General features: G+C 72.6%; 19 protein-coding genes. 10 read left to right on the forward strand and 9 right to left on the reverse strand.

Going from position 1 to position 17,401, the window contains the following annotated elements:
- Positions 1–30: 30 nt before the first annotated feature.
- The 4 genes from IF45_RS0120490 to IF45_RS0120505 all read right to left on the reverse strand — a co-directional run bounded on the left by IF45_RS0120490 (position 31) and on the right by IF45_RS0120505 (position 3,402).
- Positions 31–600, reverse strand: a complete 570-nt coding sequence (locus tag IF45_RS0120490) for a hypothetical protein (protein ID WP_030308824.1) — start codon at positions 598–600, stop codon at positions 31–33.
- A 66-nt stretch (positions 601–666) separates the two neighbouring features.
- Positions 667–1,227, reverse strand: a complete 561-nt coding sequence (locus IF45_RS0120495) for a DUF3093 family protein (RefSeq protein ID WP_030308826.1) — start codon at positions 1,225–1,227, stop codon at positions 667–669.
- An 88-nt stretch (positions 1,228–1,315) separates the two neighbouring features.
- On the reverse strand, positions 1,316–2,521 hold the full coding sequence (locus tag IF45_RS0120500; protein WP_030308828.1) for an NADH:flavin oxidoreductase: 1,206 nt from the start codon (positions 2,519–2,521) through the stop codon (positions 1,316–1,318).
- 53 nt (positions 2,522–2,574) lie between these two features.
- Entirely contained in the window at positions 2,575–3,402 is an 828-nt protein-coding gene (locus tag IF45_RS0120505) for an SDR family oxidoreductase (RefSeq protein ID WP_030308831.1), read from the reverse strand.
- Positions 3,403–3,528: 126 nt separating this feature from the next.
- On the opposite strand from IF45_RS0120505, the gene IF45_RS0120510 reads away from it, so the two are divergent.
- On the forward strand, positions 3,529–4,158 hold the full coding sequence (locus IF45_RS0120510; RefSeq protein ID WP_203627701.1) for a TetR/AcrR family transcriptional regulator: 630 nt from the start codon (positions 3,529–3,531) through the stop codon (positions 4,156–4,158).
- A gap of 25 nt (positions 4,159–4,183) precedes the next feature.
- Here IF45_RS0120510 and IF45_RS0120515 read toward each other — a convergent pair whose 3' ends face one another.
- The gene (locus tag IF45_RS0120515) at positions 4,184–4,882 is read right to left on the reverse strand and encodes a DUF6193 family natural product biosynthesis protein (RefSeq protein ID WP_051720717.1); all 699 of its coding nucleotides are present in this window, start codon (positions 4,880–4,882) and stop codon (positions 4,184–4,186) included.
- Between the two features lie 142 nt (positions 4,883–5,024).
- On the opposite strand from IF45_RS0120515, the gene IF45_RS0120520 reads away from it, so the two are divergent.
- Positions 5,025–5,651 (forward strand): hypothetical protein, encoded by a 627-nt coding sequence (locus IF45_RS0120520; RefSeq protein WP_030308840.1) that lies wholly within the window; start codon positions 5,025–5,027, stop codon positions 5,649–5,651.
- Positions 5,651–5,914, forward strand: coding sequence for a helix-turn-helix domain-containing protein (locus tag IF45_RS0120525; protein ID WP_003948179.1), 264 nt, complete (start codon positions 5,651–5,653; stop codon positions 5,912–5,914). The genes IF45_RS0120520 and IF45_RS0120525 overlap by 1 nt, the downstream gene beginning before the upstream one ends.
- On the opposite strand, the gene IF45_RS0120530 is transcribed toward IF45_RS0120525, so the two are convergent.
- Positions 5,863–6,288, reverse strand: coding sequence for an SgcJ/EcaC family oxidoreductase (locus tag IF45_RS0120530; RefSeq protein ID WP_015507856.1), 426 nt, complete (start codon positions 6,286–6,288; stop codon positions 5,863–5,865). The two genes, IF45_RS0120525 and IF45_RS0120530, sit on opposite strands and share 52 nt — an antisense overlap.
- A gap of 86 nt (positions 6,289–6,374) precedes the next feature.
- On the reverse strand, positions 6,375–7,142 hold the full coding sequence (locus IF45_RS0120535) for an SDR family NAD(P)-dependent oxidoreductase (RefSeq protein WP_030308842.1): 768 nt from the start codon (positions 7,140–7,142) through the stop codon (positions 6,375–6,377).
- A gap of 155 nt (positions 7,143–7,297) precedes the next feature.
- Here IF45_RS0120535 and IF45_RS0120540 point away from each other — a divergent pair, with 155 nt between their 5' ends.
- Positions 7,298–7,924 carry a TetR/AcrR family transcriptional regulator gene (locus tag IF45_RS0120540; protein ID WP_008407728.1) on the forward strand — a complete coding sequence of 209 codons (627 nt, stop codon included), beginning with the start codon at positions 7,298–7,300 and terminating at the stop codon, positions 7,922–7,924.
- A gap of 9 nt (positions 7,925–7,933) precedes the next feature.
- Here the strand turns inward: IF45_RS0120540 and IF45_RS0120545 are convergent, their stop codons facing one another.
- Complete coding sequence (locus IF45_RS0120545; RefSeq protein ID WP_008407731.1) at positions 7,934–8,977, reverse strand: hypothetical protein; 1,044 nt, start codon at positions 8,975–8,977, stop codon at positions 7,934–7,936.
- Positions 8,965–9,618, reverse strand: a complete 654-nt coding sequence (locus tag IF45_RS0120550) for a hypothetical protein (RefSeq protein WP_003948184.1) — start codon at positions 9,616–9,618, stop codon at positions 8,965–8,967. The genes IF45_RS0120545 and IF45_RS0120550 overlap by 13 nt, the downstream gene beginning before the upstream one ends.
- Before the next feature lie 323 nt (positions 9,619–9,941).
- Here IF45_RS0120550 and IF45_RS0120555 point away from each other — a divergent pair, with 323 nt between their 5' ends.
- From IF45_RS0120555 to IF45_RS0120580, 6 genes are all read left to right on the forward strand, one after another.
- Positions 9,942–10,808 (forward strand): siderophore-interacting protein, encoded by an 867-nt coding sequence (locus IF45_RS0120555; RefSeq protein WP_008407734.1) that lies wholly within the window; start codon positions 9,942–9,944, stop codon positions 10,806–10,808.
- Between the two features lie 333 nt (positions 10,809–11,141).
- Positions 11,142–12,599, forward strand: a complete 1,458-nt coding sequence (locus tag IF45_RS0120560) for a pyridoxal phosphate-dependent decarboxylase family protein (RefSeq protein WP_018894987.1) — start codon at positions 11,142–11,144, stop codon at positions 12,597–12,599.
- Positions 12,583–13,893, forward strand: a complete 1,311-nt coding sequence (locus IF45_RS0120565; protein ID WP_008407738.1) for a lysine N(6)-hydroxylase/L-ornithine N(5)-oxygenase family protein — start codon at positions 12,583–12,585, stop codon at positions 13,891–13,893. The genes IF45_RS0120560 and IF45_RS0120565 overlap by 17 nt, the downstream gene beginning before the upstream one ends.
- Positions 13,890–14,495, forward strand: a complete 606-nt coding sequence (locus IF45_RS0120570) for a GNAT family N-acetyltransferase (RefSeq protein ID WP_030308843.1) — start codon at positions 13,890–13,892, stop codon at positions 14,493–14,495. The genes IF45_RS0120565 and IF45_RS0120570 overlap by 4 nt, the downstream gene beginning before the upstream one ends.
- The gene (locus IF45_RS0120575) at positions 14,492–16,312 is read left to right on the forward strand and encodes an IucA/IucC family protein (protein ID WP_030308844.1); all 1,821 of its coding nucleotides are present in this window, start codon (positions 14,492–14,494) and stop codon (positions 16,310–16,312) included. The genes IF45_RS0120570 and IF45_RS0120575 overlap by 4 nt, the downstream gene beginning before the upstream one ends.
- An 86-nt stretch (positions 16,313–16,398) precedes the next feature.
- Positions 16,399–17,307 carry a DUF4429 domain-containing protein gene (locus tag IF45_RS0120580; RefSeq protein ID WP_030308846.1) on the forward strand — a complete coding sequence of 303 codons (909 nt, stop codon included), beginning with the start codon at positions 16,399–16,401 and terminating at the stop codon, positions 17,305–17,307.
- Positions 17,308–17,401 lie beyond the last annotated feature (94 nt).

The following is a 17,401-nucleotide window of genomic DNA, read 5'->3' on the forward strand; positions in this document are numbered from 1 at the left end:
CCACTGAACTTCATTGCGATGGTCGGCAGTTCAGCCCTGCTGACGCGCCCGGCTGAGCACCTCCAGCAACCGTTCCCGGTCATGGGTGGCAATCAGCAGGGCCTCCCCCTCCTCGGTCTCGACCGCGAACTCCTCCATACCCAAGGGCACCGCCCAAGCCCCGCCCATAAGCCTCGGCGGCCCCAACTCCCGACTTCTGCAGCGCATTTCTGCCAACTCGTCCGGCGTGCTGGACTTCAGGAGGGCCATCAGTTCGGACGCCGGGGGCTGTTCGCGCGCCTCCCGTATCGACTCCGGGGTGAGCGAGGCGACCGGGATCGTCTCCCGGCCCACGGTCAGTTGACCGTCCCGCACGCGGATGCGGTTGTAGCGGCGTTTGGAGAGGGGGACTCCGTTGAAGACGACGGCGAAGAGGGCTGAGGAGCCGACGATCACCAACCACACCGTGCTGTCCTCGGGGAGGAGCTTCGTGCCCTGCCAGATCACCCAGGCTGTCAGTACCAGCAGAGTGCCCACCGTCCACCGCTTCGGCAGCTTCTCCTCGTACGTCACCGCGCGCCCGTAGGTCGTCGCCTGCTCCCCGCCATTTGCCTGAGCCATGCCCCGGCCCTCCGCACCCTCGTCGACCCGTCATCCAGGCCAGGCTACGATCTCCCGCCGACAGCCTCAGACCCCCCGCGCCCGCGTCAGCGCCCCCAGCAACCCCGCCCGGTCCCGTGTGGCGATGGCCAGGGACGTGCCCTCCGCCGTCTCCACCACCAGTTCCTCCATGCCGACCGGGACCGCCCACGCACCGCCCACCAGCCGTGGCCGGGTGAGGGCGTTGGTGCGGCGGCGGGCCTCCTTGAGCTGGGCGGGGGTGAGGGAGGCGCGGTAGTCGCGGAGGGCGGCGCGGTCCGGTTCGGCCGCGGCGGCCGCGAGGGAGACGGGGGTGAGGGAGGCGACGGGGAGGCGTTCGCGGCCTACGCGGAGTTCGCCGTCGGCGAGGCGGATGCGGTGGTAGAGGCGCTTGGAGAGGGGGACCGCGAGGAGGCAGAGGAGGAGCAGCAGGGACATGGCGCAGACGACCAGCCAGGCGGTGAGCTGGTCCGGGAGGAGCTGGAACGCCTGGTAGGCGGCCCAGAGGGCGTAGGCGGCGAGGCAGATCCGGGTCCAGGTGCGGGGCGGGTCCTCCTGGTAGGTGACCGTGCGGTCCACGGAGGGGGTGGCCTGGCCTCGCTGGTCCATGGGGCCTCCTGTGCGGTGCGGTGGCGAGGGCGGACAGCGCACAGCGTACGAACGTCCTCGCCACCGGGGACCGGCGGGGCGGCCGGGGTCAGGCGGCGGCGAGGGGGCAGTGGGTGCCGCTGAAGATGGTCGGCATGCACTTGTTGCAGTGGATGCACAGGGAGCGGGTCGTGGCCTCGTCGCGGAAGCGGTTGACGAGGTCGGGCTCGCGGAGGAGGGCGCGTGCCATGGCGACGAAGGGGAAGCCTTCGGCCATGGCCTGTTCGGCGGTCTCCCGCCGGCTGACCCCGCCGAGGAGCACCAGCGGCAGGTCCACGGCGGCGCGGAACTGGCGGGCGCTGTCGAGGAGGTACGCCTCCTGGTACGGGTAGGCGCGGATGAAGTACTTGCCGACGGCCTTGACGCCCTGCTTGACCAGCGGGTTGCGCATGGCGGCGGCGAACTCGCGTACCGGGGCGTCGCCGCGGAAGAGGTACATCGGGTTGAGCAGCGAGCTGCCCGCGGTGAGTTCGAGGGCGTCGACGCTGCCGTCCGCCTGGAGCCACCGGGCCACCTGCAGGCTCTCGTCCAGCCAGAGGCCGCCGGGGACGCCGTCGTCCATGTTGAGCTTGGCGAGGATCGCGATCCGGTCACCGACGGCCTCGCGGACGGCGCGGGCGGCGTCCCGGGCCACCCGGGCGCGGTGGGCGAGCGAGCCGCCGTACTCGTCCTTGCGCTTGTTGAGCTTCGGGCTGAGGAAGGAGCTGGCGAAGTAGTTGTGGCCGAGGTGGATCTCGACGGCGTCGAAGCCGGCCTCGACGGCGAGCCTGGCGGCCTCGGCGTGGCCGCGGGTGATGCGGGCGATGTCCTGCCGGCTCGCCTGGCGGACGACGCCGAGGCTCTGCGGGTTGAAGTGGGGCGAACAGGACACCGCCGGCAGGCCGTTGGAGCGCCCGTCGGCGACCGGTCCGGCGTGGCCGATCTGGGCGGAGGCGGCCGCGCCCTCGGCGTGCACGGCGTCGGTGAGGCGACGCAGGCCGGGCAGGGCCTCGGGGCGCATCCATATCTGGTCGCGCTCGGTCCGGCCGTCGGGGGCGACGGCGCAGTAGGCGACGGTGGTGAGGGCGACGCCTCCGGCGGCGTGGCGGCGGTGGAAGTCGATCAGCTCGTCGCTGACCAGCGCCCCCGGGGTCATCCCCTCGAACGTGGCCGCCTTGATGAAGCGGTTGCGCAGGGTGAGGGGGCCGAGGCGGGCGGGTTCGAAGAGGGCCGGAGGGGAGGCGGGCGGGGAGGAAGGGGCGGTGTGGGGCTGCATGGTGCTGTCCTGCCTTCGGTGCGGCGGGCAGTGGGGCCCGGGGGCGGGTCGGGTCAGTGGGGCATGGCCGTGGGCTGGGCGTCGGGGCGCATGGCGGCGTCCGTGCCGCCGTCGACGGTGAGGGTCGCCCCGGTGGTGAATCCGGCCTCGGGGCTGAGGAACTGGGTGACCCAGAAGGCGATGTCGGCGGGGCGGCCGAAGATCCCGCGCGGCATCGGCGTGGGGAAGGTGTCCGGGTCGAGGTCGTCCTCGGAGAGGGTGGAGCCGGTCATCAGCGGGGTGACGACGGCGCCGGGGGCGATGGTGTTGAGGGTGATGCCGCGCCGGGCCCACTCGGGGGTGACCGCGGTCCGCCGTACCCAGCGGGCCAGGGCGAACTTCGAGGTGGCGTAGGCGCTGATGCTGGGGCTGGTGGCGGCGAGTGCGGCGGGGAGGGAGCGTTGCGCGCCGGCCGCGTGGGCGCGGGCGGCCTCCTCGTCGCCGGCGAGGAGCAGTCCGACGAGGTGGTCGTCGATCATCGGCACGGTGGTGGCCGAGTTGGAGCCGATGACGACCGCCCGGCCGCCGCCTTCGTGCTCCAGGGCGGGGCGCAGGGCGTCGAGGAGGGCGACGGGGCCGAAGTAGTTGATCGAGGCGACGGCGGCCGCGTCGGGGAGGTTCGGGCCGACGCCCGCCACGGCGGCGACGCCGTCCAGGGCCCCGCCGCAGAGGCGCAGGATCTCGTCGGCGGCGTGGCGGCGTCCGTCGGCGGTGCCGAGGTCGGCGGTGACGTCGGCGTCCCGCAGGTCGACGCCGACGACCCGGTGTCCGGCCTCCCGCAGCCGGGCCGCGCTGGCGGCTCCCATGCCCGAGGCGCTTCCGGTGACCGCGTACGTACCCATGGCCGTGCTCCTTGCCTTGCTGCTGATCGCTGCGGAGGGGCGCGTTCCGCGACCCTGCCCCCGCTTTCCAAACATAATCCAATCACTGATTGAACGGGAGTCCCGTGCCCTCCCGGCTGTGATGGAATGTGCGGCGTGACCCAAGCGGACGCCCCGACCCGCCAGCGCCTCCTGGCGGCGGCCAAGCAGCTCTTCCTGGAGAAGGGGGCCGACCAGGTCTCCCTGCGCGCCGTCAACGCGGCGGCCGGACTGAACCCGGGCGCGGTCCACTACCACTTCGGCTCCCGCGAGGGCCTGGTGTCGGCCCTGCTCGAACAGGAGCTGGGGCCCGTCTGGAACTCCCGCTGGGCCGCCGTCTCCGAGGGCCGCGCGACCGGGGTCCAGGAGGTCCGCCACCTGGTGGAGGGGCTGGTCGAGCCCTTCGCCGACCTGGTCGCGACGCGCGACGGCCGGGTCCTGTGCCACCTCCTGGCCCGGGCGGCCCTCCCCTCGGGCCAGCTCCCCAACGTCCCGACCGCCTTCACCCCGGCCCCCTTCGAGGTACGCGTCGGCCGCGCCCTGCCGGACCTGTCCCCGCAGGAGGTCAGCGAGCGGTGCGCCCTCGCGTTCACCCTGGTCATGGAGACCTACGGGCGCCCGACCGCCAAGGGCGTGGCGGAGAACGCCTCCTTCCCGGCCACGGCGACGGTGACCGCCTTCGTCCTGGCCGGACTGACGGCGCCGCCGGTGCCGGAGGAGCCGGGCGGGTCCGCCTGAGCCGCTCGGGGCACGCCCCGGACCGTCACTCCCTCGGCGCCACCGGCCCGAGTCCGGACGGCAGCTGGCGGACGGCGCACGCGACCGCCTCCGGCGCCGTCGCGAAGAGGCCGAGGTCCGGGGCGAGCATGCCCGTACCGACTCCGTACGTCCCGTCCGCGTTCGCGGTCAGGCAGGGGCCGACGAGGGCCAGGCGCGGGCGCGTGGCGGTGGAGAAGCGCAGCACCCAGTGGCTGGTGAAGGGGTAGAGCGCCCGCAGGGCCGGCGAGGCGTGGGCCGCCTCGATCAGGGCCTGGTACGGCTCGCGCCAGTCGTACTCCAGCTCGTACGCCTCGCGGCGCAGGTGCTGCCACTCGGAGGCGGCCAGGCGTACGGGATCGTTGTCCGGCACCTCGAAGCGGCCGGTCAGGTGGACGAAGGGGGCCGCCCGGCGGACCTCCTCCAGCGGCACGCCGTCCCGCCAGGCGCGGGCGGCCCTGGCCACCTCGGCGAGGTCGTGCGTCCAGCCGTCGACGAGGCACATCCCCTGGTACGGCTCCGTCCCGCGCACCGACCACCGCCGTACGTGCGCCCACGCGCCGACGGTCAGGGGGGCGCGGTGCGGCACGGCGGCGGAGACGGCGGCGTGCAGCGGTCCGGCGGGCGTGAGGGCGTCGTCCGGGAGGGTGGCGAGGCAGCCGGCCGCCGCTTCCCGGAGCACGGCGGCGAGGCTGCCGCTCGCCATGACGTCGGGATAGAGGAGGGAGGGATCGGGAGGTGGGCGCACGAGAGCGGAGTGTGCCCGAACGCGGGGCTGGACGACCAGACCCCCGACCCTTATCGTTTATCGATGTTATCGATAAACATGAACCCACGGGGGGTCGCCCATGTCCGAGGACCGTAAGCTGCTGGAACCCTTGACCAGCATCGTCTCGATCGCCCTGCGCATCCTCCTGGGGACGCTCGTGGCGGGGTTCCTCCTCAGCCTGTTCGTGGACGGGGTGCACTGGGGGCGGGGGGACATGTGCGTCACCGCGGACTGGACCGGCACGAGCGGCAGTGACTTCCAGCCCTACGAGACGCTGCCGGGCGCCGGGGTGAACTACACGCCGACCTTCTGCCCCGTGGAGGCCACCGGCACCAACTGGCAGCAGTTCCTCGGGGTGATGCGGACGGCGCCCGTGACGGTACTGCTCATCGGCGGGCTCTACCTGCTGGACCGGCTGCTGCGACTCGCGGCACGCGAGGGCGTCCACACCTCGGGGACCGCCGCCCGGCTGCGCGTCCTCGGCTGGTGGCTGCTGCTGGGCAGCCTCGTCGTGGAGACGGTCCGCGCGGTGGCGGGCGGCGCCCTGCTCGCCACCCTGACCGAGGGCGACCTGGTCTCCCTCGCCTGGACCCAGCTCTGGTCCGCCCCCTACCTCGCCGCCCTCACGGGGCTCGGTCTGCTGACCTTCGCCCGGATCGTCGGCGCCTCGGCGCTCCTGCGCGACGAGCTGGACGCGGTGGTCTGATGCCGCCCGAGGACGACGGCCACGCGATCCAGGTCCACCTGGACCGGCTCCTGGCGGCCCGTTCGATGACGCTGGCCGAACTCGCCGCCCGCGTCGGCGTCACCAACGTCAATCTCTCCGTGCTGAAGAACGGCCGCGCCAAGGCGATCCGCTTCACCACCCTCACCGCGATCTGCCGGGTCCTGGAGTGCCAGCCCGGCGACCTGCTCAGCTACGACGAGGAGGAGGGGCCGGGCTCCGAGGAGAGGTCCGGGAACGAGTGATGCTCGTGGGCGACCACCCACCGGCCGTCCTCCTTGCGCAGCCCCAGCGTCAGCCGCAGGCGCAGCGCCGGGCGTTCGGCCAGTTCCTCGGGGGTGCCGCAGCGCAGGAGGGCGTGGGCGTACGCGACGTCCCGGCCGGCCGTGACGTCGAGCGTGTCGAGGGTGAACTCGGCGCCGGACGCCTGCCAGGCGAAGAAGCCGGGCCACACCGCGCGGTAGGCATCCAGGCCGCGCAGCCCCTCGTACGGGGGCGGGACGTCGTACATCACGAGGTCGTCGGCGTGGTCGCGGACGACGGCGGCGAGGTCGCCCCGGTGGACGGCGGACGCCCACTCCTCGATCAGGCGGCGGATCTCTTCCTCGTCCTGGTTCACGGCGGCTCCTCGCGCGGTCGCTGCGGTGCGGCCCCGGAGCGGGGCCGCACCCTTCACCACGGACGACCGTACGGCGGGCCGGGGACTCAGACGGCGGCCCACCCGCCGTCGACCGGGAGGATCACCCCGTTGATGTTGCTGGCGGCGTCGGAGGCGAGGAAGACGATGGCCGCGGCCTGCTCCTCGGCCTGGGCGGGGCTGCCGACGTTGCGCAGGTAGGAGCCGAGGACGGCGGGGCCGTGGGCCTCGCGGTCGGCGTCGACCTGGATGTTGGTGGCGGTGCCGCCGGGGGCGATGGCGTTGGCGCGCAGGCCCTTCTCGCGGTACATGACGGCGACGGACTTGGTGAGTCCGGCGACGCCGTGCTTGGCGGCGGTGTACGCGGCGCCGGCGGCGCTGCCACGCAGGGAGGCCTCGGAGGCGGTGAAGACGATGGCACCCTTGCCGGTGGCGAGCAGGTGCGGCAGCGCGGCGCGGGTCAGCAGGAACGGGGCGGTGAGGTTGACCCGCACGACCCGCTCCCACTCGGCGTCCTCGGTCTCCCCGGCGGCCGACATGCGGTCCATGATCCCGGCGTTGTTGACGAGGACGTCCAGGGAGCCGAACCGCTCGACGGCGGTGGCGACGACCTCGTCGACGACGGCCTGGTCGCTGAGGTCCCCGGCGACGGTGACGGCGGTGCCGCCGGCCTCGGTGATCTCCCGGGCGGCGGCCTGGGCGGCCTGGCCGTTCAGGTCGGCGAGGAGGACCTTGGCGCCCTCGGCGGCGAAGCGCAGGGCCGCCGCCCTGCCGATGCCGGACCCGGCTCCGGTGACGACGACGGCGCGGCCCGCGAGGCCGGTGGTGCTGCTCATGGGGTGCTCCTGGGTTCAGGGGGTGTGCACGATCGACGGTACCTCTTTAATGGCGGAGCGCGCCATAAAGGCAGGGTGCGCCATAAAGGCGTACGATCGGGCCCCCGACGTAGGATCACCGCAGGTGACGGCCGGGCGCGGGACGGGGTGAGGGTGTGACGGCGGAGAAGGACGGGCGGCGGGTCGGCCGGCCGCCGCTGACCGAGCGGCGCAAGGCGGCGACGCGGCTGGAGATCGCCCGCGAGGCGGTCCGCCTCTTCGCGGCCCAGGGCGTCGCGGCCACCACCGCCGACGAGATCGCGGCGGCGGCCGGGATCTCCCCGCGCACCCTGTGGCGGTACTGCTCCTCCAAGGAGGAGTGCGTCGGCCCGCTGCTGACCACGGCCCTGGACGCGGCCGCCGAACGGCTCGCCTCCTGGCCGCGCGAGCGCACCCTGACCGACGGCATCAGCACGCACCCGCCCGGCCGTTCGGCCGCCGCCCTCGCCGAGGACGAGCAGGCGCTGCGCGACCTGGTCCGCCTGGTCCGCACCGAACCGGGGCTGCGCGCGGTCTGGCTCCAGGTCCATCACGCGGCCGAACCGGTCCTCGCCCGCGTCCTCGCGGCCCGCACCGGCCGCCCCCCGGACGCCCTCGAACCCCGCGTCCAGGCCGCCCTGCTCAACACCGCCCTCCGCGTGGCCGTCGAGGAGTGGGCCTGGCACACCGCCCCGGGCACCGGCACCCCGGGCGAGGCCATCACCGAGGTGCTGGCGATCGCGGAGGCGGGGCTGCCGCGCTGAGGGCGGGTCTCAGCGATTGACCGCCTGGATCTCCCGCACGGTCACCGGCTGCTGAGCGCCGAAGGAGCCGTCGGGCAGCGGCTGTTCGTCGTTCACGCCGGTTCCGGTCCAGCTGATCTTCCAGGTCAGGGTGGCCTGGAGCGGGAAGGTGCCGTCGCCGGAGGAGCGCAGGTAGGTCACGCCGCACGGCGGGGTGCGGTCGGCCTTGCCCTTGGCGTAGCGCTCGCCGATGCTGCCGTCGACCAGGGCGCACTCACCGGAGGCCGGGTGGAGCCGGGCGTCGGCCGTGCCGGGCTCGATGCGCAGGGAGACCGGCTCGGCGGTGGTGGTGGCCGTCATGCCGAGCAGCGGCACGGAGGCGGTGACCGAGACGGGCTTGAAGGTGGCACCGTCCAGCCAGGCCCAGGTGGGCAGGTTGACCTTGGTCTCCACCTCGGGGGCGAGCTTCACCTCGGTGGAGGGCACGCGCAGTTCGGCGTAGGCGAGCTGGGCCAGCATCTCCGGGGTGATCGCCTCCGGGATGTCGGCGGGCGGGGCGTCGCCGGTGTCGACCCAGAAGTTCGGCTTCTGGCAGTCGAGGGCGCCGGGATCACCGATCCTGCCGTCGGCGACGAAGCCGTCCCACCAGTAGCCCTCGCCTTCCTTCTCCTTGTTGAAGTCCTTGTAGGGCTTGCCGTTCACGTAGCGGTCGCGCTGCTCGGCGTCCCACTCGGGACCGGTGGACCCGGCCTCCCAGATGGGCTCCAGCTCGGCCTTCAGCTGGTCGGGGGTGAAGGCCGGGGCGTAGTAGCAGGCCGGAGGCGTCCAGTCGGAGGCGGAGGTGACGGGGCCGGCGGACTGGCCGGAGCCGTTCTTGGAGCGGTCGTAGACGACGGCTCCGGCGGAGGCGTTGATGGTGCCGTCGTCGCCGCTTCCCCCGCCCACCTCGCCCTCCGAACCGCTGCCGTTACCGCCGCCGGGCACGATGTCCGCCCAGGCGGGCGCGGCGCCCGCGAGAAGGAAGAGCGCCGCGCCGAGCGCGACCCCTCTGGTCTTTCGGCCTATGGCTGGCACTGTCCTGCTCCCCGTGTCGAGACGATCTGCGTGGTCTGCCACGTCCCGGCGTCGTTCCGTTCGAGCCGGGAGTTGTAGAAGACGTAACTGTTCTTGCTGACCGGCGTCTTGCTGACCTTGCCGGTCTCGGCGTCCTTGCTGAATCCCTTGCTCTCGTCGGCGCAGAAGGAGAGCGTGGCCGCCTTCTTGCCGTCGAGCGTGACCTCACGGTCGTAGTAGCGGACCTCGCCGGTCACGGTCGCCCCGGCCTTCTCGAACTCGCCGACCCAGCTCGCCGCCGCTTCCAGTGCCTTGCCCGTGTTGTAGTGGCCGAGCACGTTCTCCGGGGCGGTGCCCGCGATGACCGCGTTGACCGCGCGCATCCGCTCGGCGCTGTCGGCCAGCACGGCGTCCTTGACCGCGTCGCCGCTCTTCCCGCCCTCGAAGGTCATGGTCAGGTCCGCCGGAAGGTCGATCTTCGGCCGGTCCGGACCGGCCTCGGGCGAGGCGGTGGGCGAGGCGGACTTCCCGCCGCCCTCCTGCCCGGCGCCGGCGATCGGCTTCTCGCCCTCTTCGCCGGTGCCCCCGCCCCCGCAGGCGGCGAGGGAGAGCCCGGCGGCGACGGCCAGCGCGGTCATGGCGAGGGGGGTGGGGCGGTTCACGGTCGGCTCCCGGAAGGACGTGGGTGAGGGGTGGCGGGGCGGGTCTCGGCCACCGCGACGGCTGACGACCGCCGGGGACCGTGGCGCCCGTACCCGTACGGGCCGCCGCAGGCGACCGAAACCAACCTAGCGCCGGGGGACTTGACCCCACCAGAGCGATCCCGTAACGGCTGCGTCCGCGTACCGCTCCGAGGGGGGAGGTGCACTGTCGGCCACCGGACTCCCCGTCGGCCCGTCGGTCTGCCGCCCCCTCTCGCCACCACGCGCACGCTAAGGTTAGGCTTACCTCAGCGCCATTTCGACGCCGAGGGAAGGCCCGTCCCATGACCACCACCCCCACCGCTCCCGCCCGTACACCGTTCCGCTTCTTCGACGTGGAGGTGCGCGGCAGCCGACGCCTGTCGCCCTCGCTGGTGCGGCTCACCTTCGGCGGCGAGGAGCTGGCGCTCTTCGAGTCGGGCGGCCGGGACCAGAGTTGCTCGCTCTTCCTGCCGCACCCGGGGCAGCGCGTGCCGCGGGTGCCGGTCGAGGCGGGCGAGAACTGGTGGGCGGCGTACCGGGCGATGCCCGAGGAGGAGCGGGCGGTGATGCGCTCGTACACCGTGCGGGCGCAGCGGCGGGCCGACGACGGGACCACCGAGTTCGACGTGGACTTCGCACTGCACGGCGACACCGGCCCGGCCTGCCGGTGGGCGGCGCGGGCGCTTCCCGGGGACCGGGTCGTGGTGCTGGGCCCGGCGGTGACGGAGAACGTGTCGGTGCGGTTCCGGCCGCCGGCCTCGGCCGCCTGGGCGCTGATGTGGGCGGACCTGACCTCGCTGCCGGCCACCGAGGCGATCCTGGAGTGGCTGCCGGCCGGTTTCCCGGTGCGGCTGTGGATCGAGGTGCCGCACGCCGCCGACCGGCGCGAGCTGGCCACCGCTGCGGACGCCGAGATCACCTGGCTGGTCGCGGACGAGGGTGCCCCCTCGGCGGCGGAGGCGGTCCGGGCGGCGGAGCTGCCCGCGGGCGAGCCGTACGCGTGGATCGCCGGGGAGGCGGGCCGGATGCGGACGCTCCGCCGCCACCTGGTGGGCGAGCGCGGCTTCGACCGGCGGGCGGTGACCTTCGTCGGGTACTGGCGTGAGGGCGCGAGCGAGGAGCAGTTGCGCGCGGAGTCGCTGGCGACCGGCAAACGGCGTACGGCCTGAGGAACCCGGCCCCGCGCACCCCGAAGAGGGGTGGGCGGGGCTCTTTGCGGTCCACGCGACTGACGAGGTGTCAGGTATGCACATGTTCCCCACACGCTCACCCCAAACTCCGGCCATGCGAACAAGAGGTGCGAAGGCGGACACTTCGACTGCAAAGCCGGCGCTCCGGTGAACGCTTCACGGCCAATCGCTGTGCATCCGGCCACAGTTGACGGGAATCACCCCCTGTGGACTTCCTCAGGTCGACATTAGGTTAGGCTCACCTAAGTTCATCGCCCCCTGTGGTGCTCACCCCCAGGAGCATCACTAGTCCCCTCACCGGGAGGACCGCTCATGAGTCTCCTCGCGCCCAGGTCTCACCTGCTGAACGACCTGAACGTGGAGGCGTACCGCCGCTCCGTCACCGAAGGTGTCGAGCGCGTGGCCGCATCGCTGACAGGTGCCACCAGCCCGTTCACCGGCGTCACCCCGGCCGCGCTCGCCCCCGTGGTCGACGCCGTCGACCTCGACCGGCCGCTCGGCGACACCACCGCCGCGCTGGACGAGCTGACCGACGTGTACCTCCGGGACGCCGTCTACTTCCACCACCCGCGCTACCTGGCTCACCTCAACTGCCCGGTCGTCATTCCGGCGGTGCTCGGCGAAGCGGTCCTCTCGGCGGTCAACTCCTCCCTGGACACCTGGGACCAGTCGGCGGGCGGCACCCTCATCGAGCGGCGCCTCATCGACTGGACGACCGGCCGGATCGGCCTCGGCGAGGGCGCGGACGGCGTCTTCACCAGCGGCGGCTCGCAGTCCAACCTCCAGGCGATGCTGCTCGCCCGCGAGGAGGCCAAGGCGGCGCACCCCACCCAGCTGCGCGTCTTCACCTCCGACGTCAGCCACTTCAGCGTCCGCAAGTCGGCGACGCTGCTCGGCCTCGGCCCGGACGCGGTGGTGACCATCCCCACCGACCGCGAGCGCCGCATGCGGATCGAGGTGCTCGCCGCCGAGCTGCGCCGCTGCGAGGCCGAGGGCCTGGTCCCGATGGCGGTCGTCGGCACCGCCGGCACCACCGACTTCGGCTCGATCGACCCGCTGCCCGAGATCGCCGAGCTGTGCGCGCAGCACAACACGTGGATGCACGTCGACGCCGCCTACGGCTGCGGCCTGCTCGTCTCGCCCACCCGGCGCGCTCTGCTGAACGGCATCGAGCACGCCGACTCGGTCACCGTCGACTACCACAAGTCCTTCTTCCAGCCCGTGAGTTCCTCCGCGCTGCTGGTCCGCGACGGCGCCACGCTGCGGCACGCCACGTACCACGCGGACTACCTCAACCCGCGCCGGGCCGCCGAGGAGCGCATCCCCAACCAGGTGGACAAGTCGCTCCAGACCACCCGCCGGTTCGACGCCCTGAAACTGTGGATGACGCTCCGGGTGATGGGCGCCGACGGCATCGGCCAGCTCTTCGACGAGGTCTGCGACCTCGCCGGCGAGGGCTGGAAGCTGCTCGTCGCCGACCCGCGCTTCGACGTGGTCGTGGAGCCCTCGCTCTCCACCCTGGTCTTCCGCTACCTGCCCGGCCGGCCCACCGACCCGGCGCAGATCGACCGCGCCAACCTGTACGCCCGCAAGGCCCTGTTCGCCTCCGGTGACGCCGTCGTGGCGGGCACCAAGGTGGACGGGCGGCACTACCTCAAGTTCACCCTTCTCAACCCCGAGACGAAGGCGTCCGACATCGCCGCCGTCCTCGACCTCATAGCCGGCCACGCCGAGCAGTACCTGGGAGAGTCCCTTGTCCACGCCTCTTGAGCGATCGTCCCGCACCGCCTCCGACTCCGCCGAGCCGCTCGACCTGCTCGGCATCGGCCTCGGCCCGTTCAACCTCGGGCTGGCCTGCCTCGCCGAGCCGCTGGACGAGATCGACGCGCTCTTCCTGGAGACGAAGCCGGACTTCGACTGGCACTCCGGCATGTTCCTGGACGGCGCCCACCTCCAGACGCCGTTCATGTCCGACCTGGTCACCCTGGCCGACCCGACCTCGCCGTACTCCTTCCTCAACTACCTGAAGGAGTCCGGGCGGCTGTACTCCTTCTACATCCGGGAGAACTTCTACCCGCTGCGCACGGAGTACAACGACTACTGCCGCTGGGCCGCCGCCCGCCTCGGCTCGGTCCGCTTCTCGACCACCGTCACCGAGGTGACGTACGACGAGGAGAGCGCGCTCTACACCGTCACCACCGACCAGGGCGACACCTACCGCGCCCGCCACCTGGCGCTCGGCACCGGCACCCCGCCGCACATCCCCGAGCCCTGCCAGGGCCTCGGCGGCGACCTGCTGCACAACTCCCGCTACCTGGAGCACAAAGCGGCCCTCCAGGCCAAGAAGTCGATCACCCTGGTCGGCAGCGGCCAGAGCGCGGCGGAGATCTACTACGACCTCCTCGCCGAGATCGACGTCCACGGCTACCAGCTGAACTGGGTCACCCGCTCGCCCCGGTTCTTCCCGCTGGAGTACACCAAGCTCACGCTGGAGATGACCTCCCCGGAGTACATCGACTACTTCCACGCGCTGCCCGAGGACACCCGCTACGGCCTGGAGCAGAAGCAGAAGAACCTCTTCAAGGGCATCGACGGCGAACTCATCAACGCCATCTTCGACCTGCTCTACGAGAAGAACGTGCGCGGCCCCGTCCCCACCCGGCTGCTCACCAACACCGCCCTGAAGACCGCCACACGGGACGAGTCCGAGGGGACGTACACCCTGGGGCTCCGCCAGGAGGAGCAGGGCAAGGACTTCGAGCTGACGAGCGAGGGCCTGGTGCTGGCCACCGGCTACCAGTACCGCGTCCCCGACTTCCTGGAGCCGGTCCGCGACCGCATCCGCTGGGACGGGCGCGGCCGGTTCGACATCGCCCGCAACTACAGCATCGACACCACCGGGCGCGGCATCTTCGTGCAGAACGCCGGAGTCCACACCCACGCCCTCACCTCCCCCGACCTGGGCATGGGCGCCTACCGCAACTCCGTCATCCTGCGCGAGCTGCTGGGCACCGCCCCCTACGCGGTGGAGAAGTCGATCGCCTTCCAGGAGTTCTCCGTATGACCACCCCCCGCACCGCGAAAGTCCGCCCCGACCGGCTCGCGATACGCCCCCTCGACCTGGACGCCGACGCCGGCCTGGTCCACGGCTGGGTCACCCACCCGAAATCGGCCTTCTGGCTGATGCAGGGGCTCAGCGTCGACGAGGTCCGCGGCGAGTACGCCTCGATCGCCGACCACCCGCACCACGACGCCTTCATCGGCCTGTACGAGGACTCCCCGGCCTTCCTCATGGAGCGGTACGACCCCGCCCACGTGGAGCTGGTCGGCCTCTACGGCCCCGAGCCCGGCGACGTCGGCATGCACTTCCTCTGCGCGCCGACCGACACGCCGCTGCACGGCTTCACCCGCGCGGTGATCTTCGCGGTCATGGAGTACCTCTTCGCCGACCCCGACACCGTCCGCGTCGTGGTCGAGCCCGACGTGCGCAACGCGGCCGTCCACGCGCTCAACGAGGCCGTCGGCTTCGAGATCGTCGAGAAAATCGCCAAGCCCGAGAAGGAGGCGTACCTGAGCGTCTGCACCCGGGACGCCTTCGAGGCGGCGAAGAAAGCGGCGGCGACCGTACCGGCGGGGGACGACACGAAGGAGCAGGCTCCCCGATGAGTGACACCACCCCCACCGACCAGCTCGCCGCCCCCACCGCGCACCTCACCCCTGAGCTGTGGGCCGCCGCCGGGCGCCACCTGGTCCGCAAGGGCCTCGCCGAGTTCTCCCACGAGCGGCTGCTGAAGCCCGAGCCGCTGCCCGGCGCCGAGCCCGACGCCGAGGGCCGCACCGCCCACCGCGTGGTGACCGACGACGGCGTGACCGAGTACCGCTTCGCGGCGAAACTGCTGAGCCTGGACCACTGGGACATCGCCGCCGACTCGATCACCCGGCACGGCGAGGGCGGCATCGAACTCCCCCTGGACGCGCTCGACTTCATCCTCGACACGCGGACCGCGCTGGGCATCGGCGACGCCATCCTCCCGGTCTACCTGGAGGAGATCTCCTCCACCCTCTCCGGCGCCGCCTGGAAACTGGCCCAGGCCCGCCCGAGCGCCGCCGAGCTGGCCCGCGCCGGCTTCCAGGCCATCGAGACGGGGATGACCGAGGGCCACCCCTGCTTCGTCGCCAACAACGGCCGGATCGGCTTCGACGTCCGCGAGTACCACCAGTACGCCCCCGAGACCGCCTCCCCGGTCCGGCTGCTCTGGCTCGCCGCCCGCCGCGACCGCTCCACCTTCACCAGCGGCGCCGGGCTCGACTACGACACGCTGGTCAAGGGCGAGCTGGACCCGGCGACGCTGGCCCGGTTCGCCGCCACCCTGGCCGACCAGGGGCTCGACCTGGCCGACTACCACCTGCTGCCGGTCCACCCCTGGCAGTGGTGGAACAAGCTCTCCGTCTCCTTCGCCGCCGAGGTCGCCCAGCAGCGCCTGGTCCTGCTCGGCGAGGGCGACGACGCGTACCTCGCGCAGCAGTCGATCCGGACCTTCTTCAACACCAGCCACCCCGACAAGCACTACGTGAAGACCGCGATGTCGGTGCTGAACATGGGCTTCATGCGGGGCCTGTCGGCCGCCTACATGGAGGCCACCCCGGCGATCAACGACTGGCTGGCCCAGCTCATCGCCGGTGACGAGGTCTTCCGGGCCGCGCGCTTCTCGATCATCCGCGAGCGCGCCGCCATCGGCTACCACCACCGCCAGTACGAGCGGGCCACCGACCGGTACTCGCCGTACCGCAAGATGCTGGCCGCGCTCTGGCGGGAGAGCCCGGTGCCGCAGCTCGGCGAGGGACAGCGGCTGGCCACCATGGCCTCGCTGCTCCACACCGACGCCGACGGCGCCTCGCTGGCGGGCGCGCTGATCGCCGAGTCGGGACTGGTCCCCGAGGTGTGGCTGCGCCGCTACCTGGACGCCTACCTCGTGCCGGTGCTGCACTCCTTCTACCAGTACGACCTGGTGTACATGCCGCACGGCGAGAACGTCATCCTCGTCATCGAGGACGGCGCGGTCGACCGGGTGATCTTCAAGGACATCGCCGAGGAGATCTGCGTCATGGACCCGGACGCGGTGCTGCCGCCCGCGGTCGAGCGCATCAAGGCCGAGGTGCCGGAGGAGATGAAGATCCTCTCGATCTTCACCGACGTCTTCGACTGCTACCTGCGCTTCCTCAACGCCACCCTGGCCGGCGAGGGCGTCCTCGACGAGGACACCTTCTGGCGCACGGCGGCGGAGAGCGTCCGCGCGTACCAGGAGTCCATGCCGCAGCTGGCCGACAAGTTCGCCCAGTACGACATGTTCGCGCCCAGCTTCGCCCTCTCCTGCCTCAACCGGCTCCAGCTGCGCAACAACCAGCAGATGGTCGACCTGGCCGACCCCTCGGGCGCCCTCCAGCTCGTCGGCGACCTGGTCAACCCCCTCGCGGGCCGCTGAGCCCCGCCCCGCGCCACGGCGGGCGCCACCCGGGTACGGTCCCCGGGCGGCGCCCGCCGTTCCCTTCGTGCTGAAAGAATCCCCGCATGGCGGAGATCACGCAGCGGGACGGCAGCTGGAGCTACGAGGACGGGCGCATACGGATCGTGCCGGGCGCCAAGGCCCATCCGGTACGGCAGGTGCTGGGCGAGGTCGCGGTGCCGCTGGCGGCCGTCGCCGGGATCACCTTCGAGCGGGACCGCAAGGGCGGGCGGCTCAGACTGCGGCTGCGGGACGGGGCCTGCCCGGTGGTGCGCGCCGCCGAGGGACGGCTGCCCGAGGGCGCCGACCCGTACCGGCTGGTGGTCGAGTCGGGCCGGGAGGACCTGGCCGAGTACCTCGTGGCCGAGGTGCGCCAGGCGCTGCTGCTGGAGCAGATCCCCGAGGGCCCGGTCGAGCGGTTCCTGCTGCCCGGTCCCGCCCTGCCGGTCTCGGGCGGCGGCGGGGACGGCACGGCCGCCTTCGACGGGCGCGAGGTGCGGCTGACCTGGAACTGGAAGGGCAAGGAGACCAAGACCTCCGCCGGCCCGACCACGCTGGCCCTCGCCGATCTCACCGGGGTCGCCTGGGTGCCCCCGCAGGGCCTGGAGAACGGGCACCTGCGCTTCCTCACCCGCTCCGGCGGCGACAAGACCGTGGCGCCCGAGCACGATCCGCACGCCCTGGACCTGTGGGGCCTGTCGAAGAAGGAGCACACGGCCGTGCTGGTCGCGGCGGCGGTCCTGGTGGCGCTGGCGGCCCGGGGCGAGCCGGAGCGCTCCCCCGGCGCGCTCGACAAGGCCGAGGCGCCCGCCCAGCTGCCGCTGCCGCCCGCCCCGGCCCCGCAGGCCGCCTCCGCCGACGACCCGGACGCGCTGCTGCGCCGGCTGCGGGAGCTGGGCGAGCTGCACCGGGACGGGGTGCTCACCGATGAGGAGTTCAGCCTCGCCAAGCAGGCGGTGCTGCGCCTGCTCTGAGGCGGCCGGAGCGCGCGAAGTCGCTGGAATCCCCCATTCCGCCCCACTTCTCCCTCGCCCGTGCCCGATATCGGGCAGGAATGTTGCGAAACCC

The sequence above is a fragment of the Streptomyces albidoflavus genome (assembly GCF_000719955.1).
GTDB classification, from domain to species: Bacteria; Actinomycetota; Actinomycetes; order Streptomycetales; family Streptomycetaceae; genus Streptomyces; species Streptomyces albidoflavus.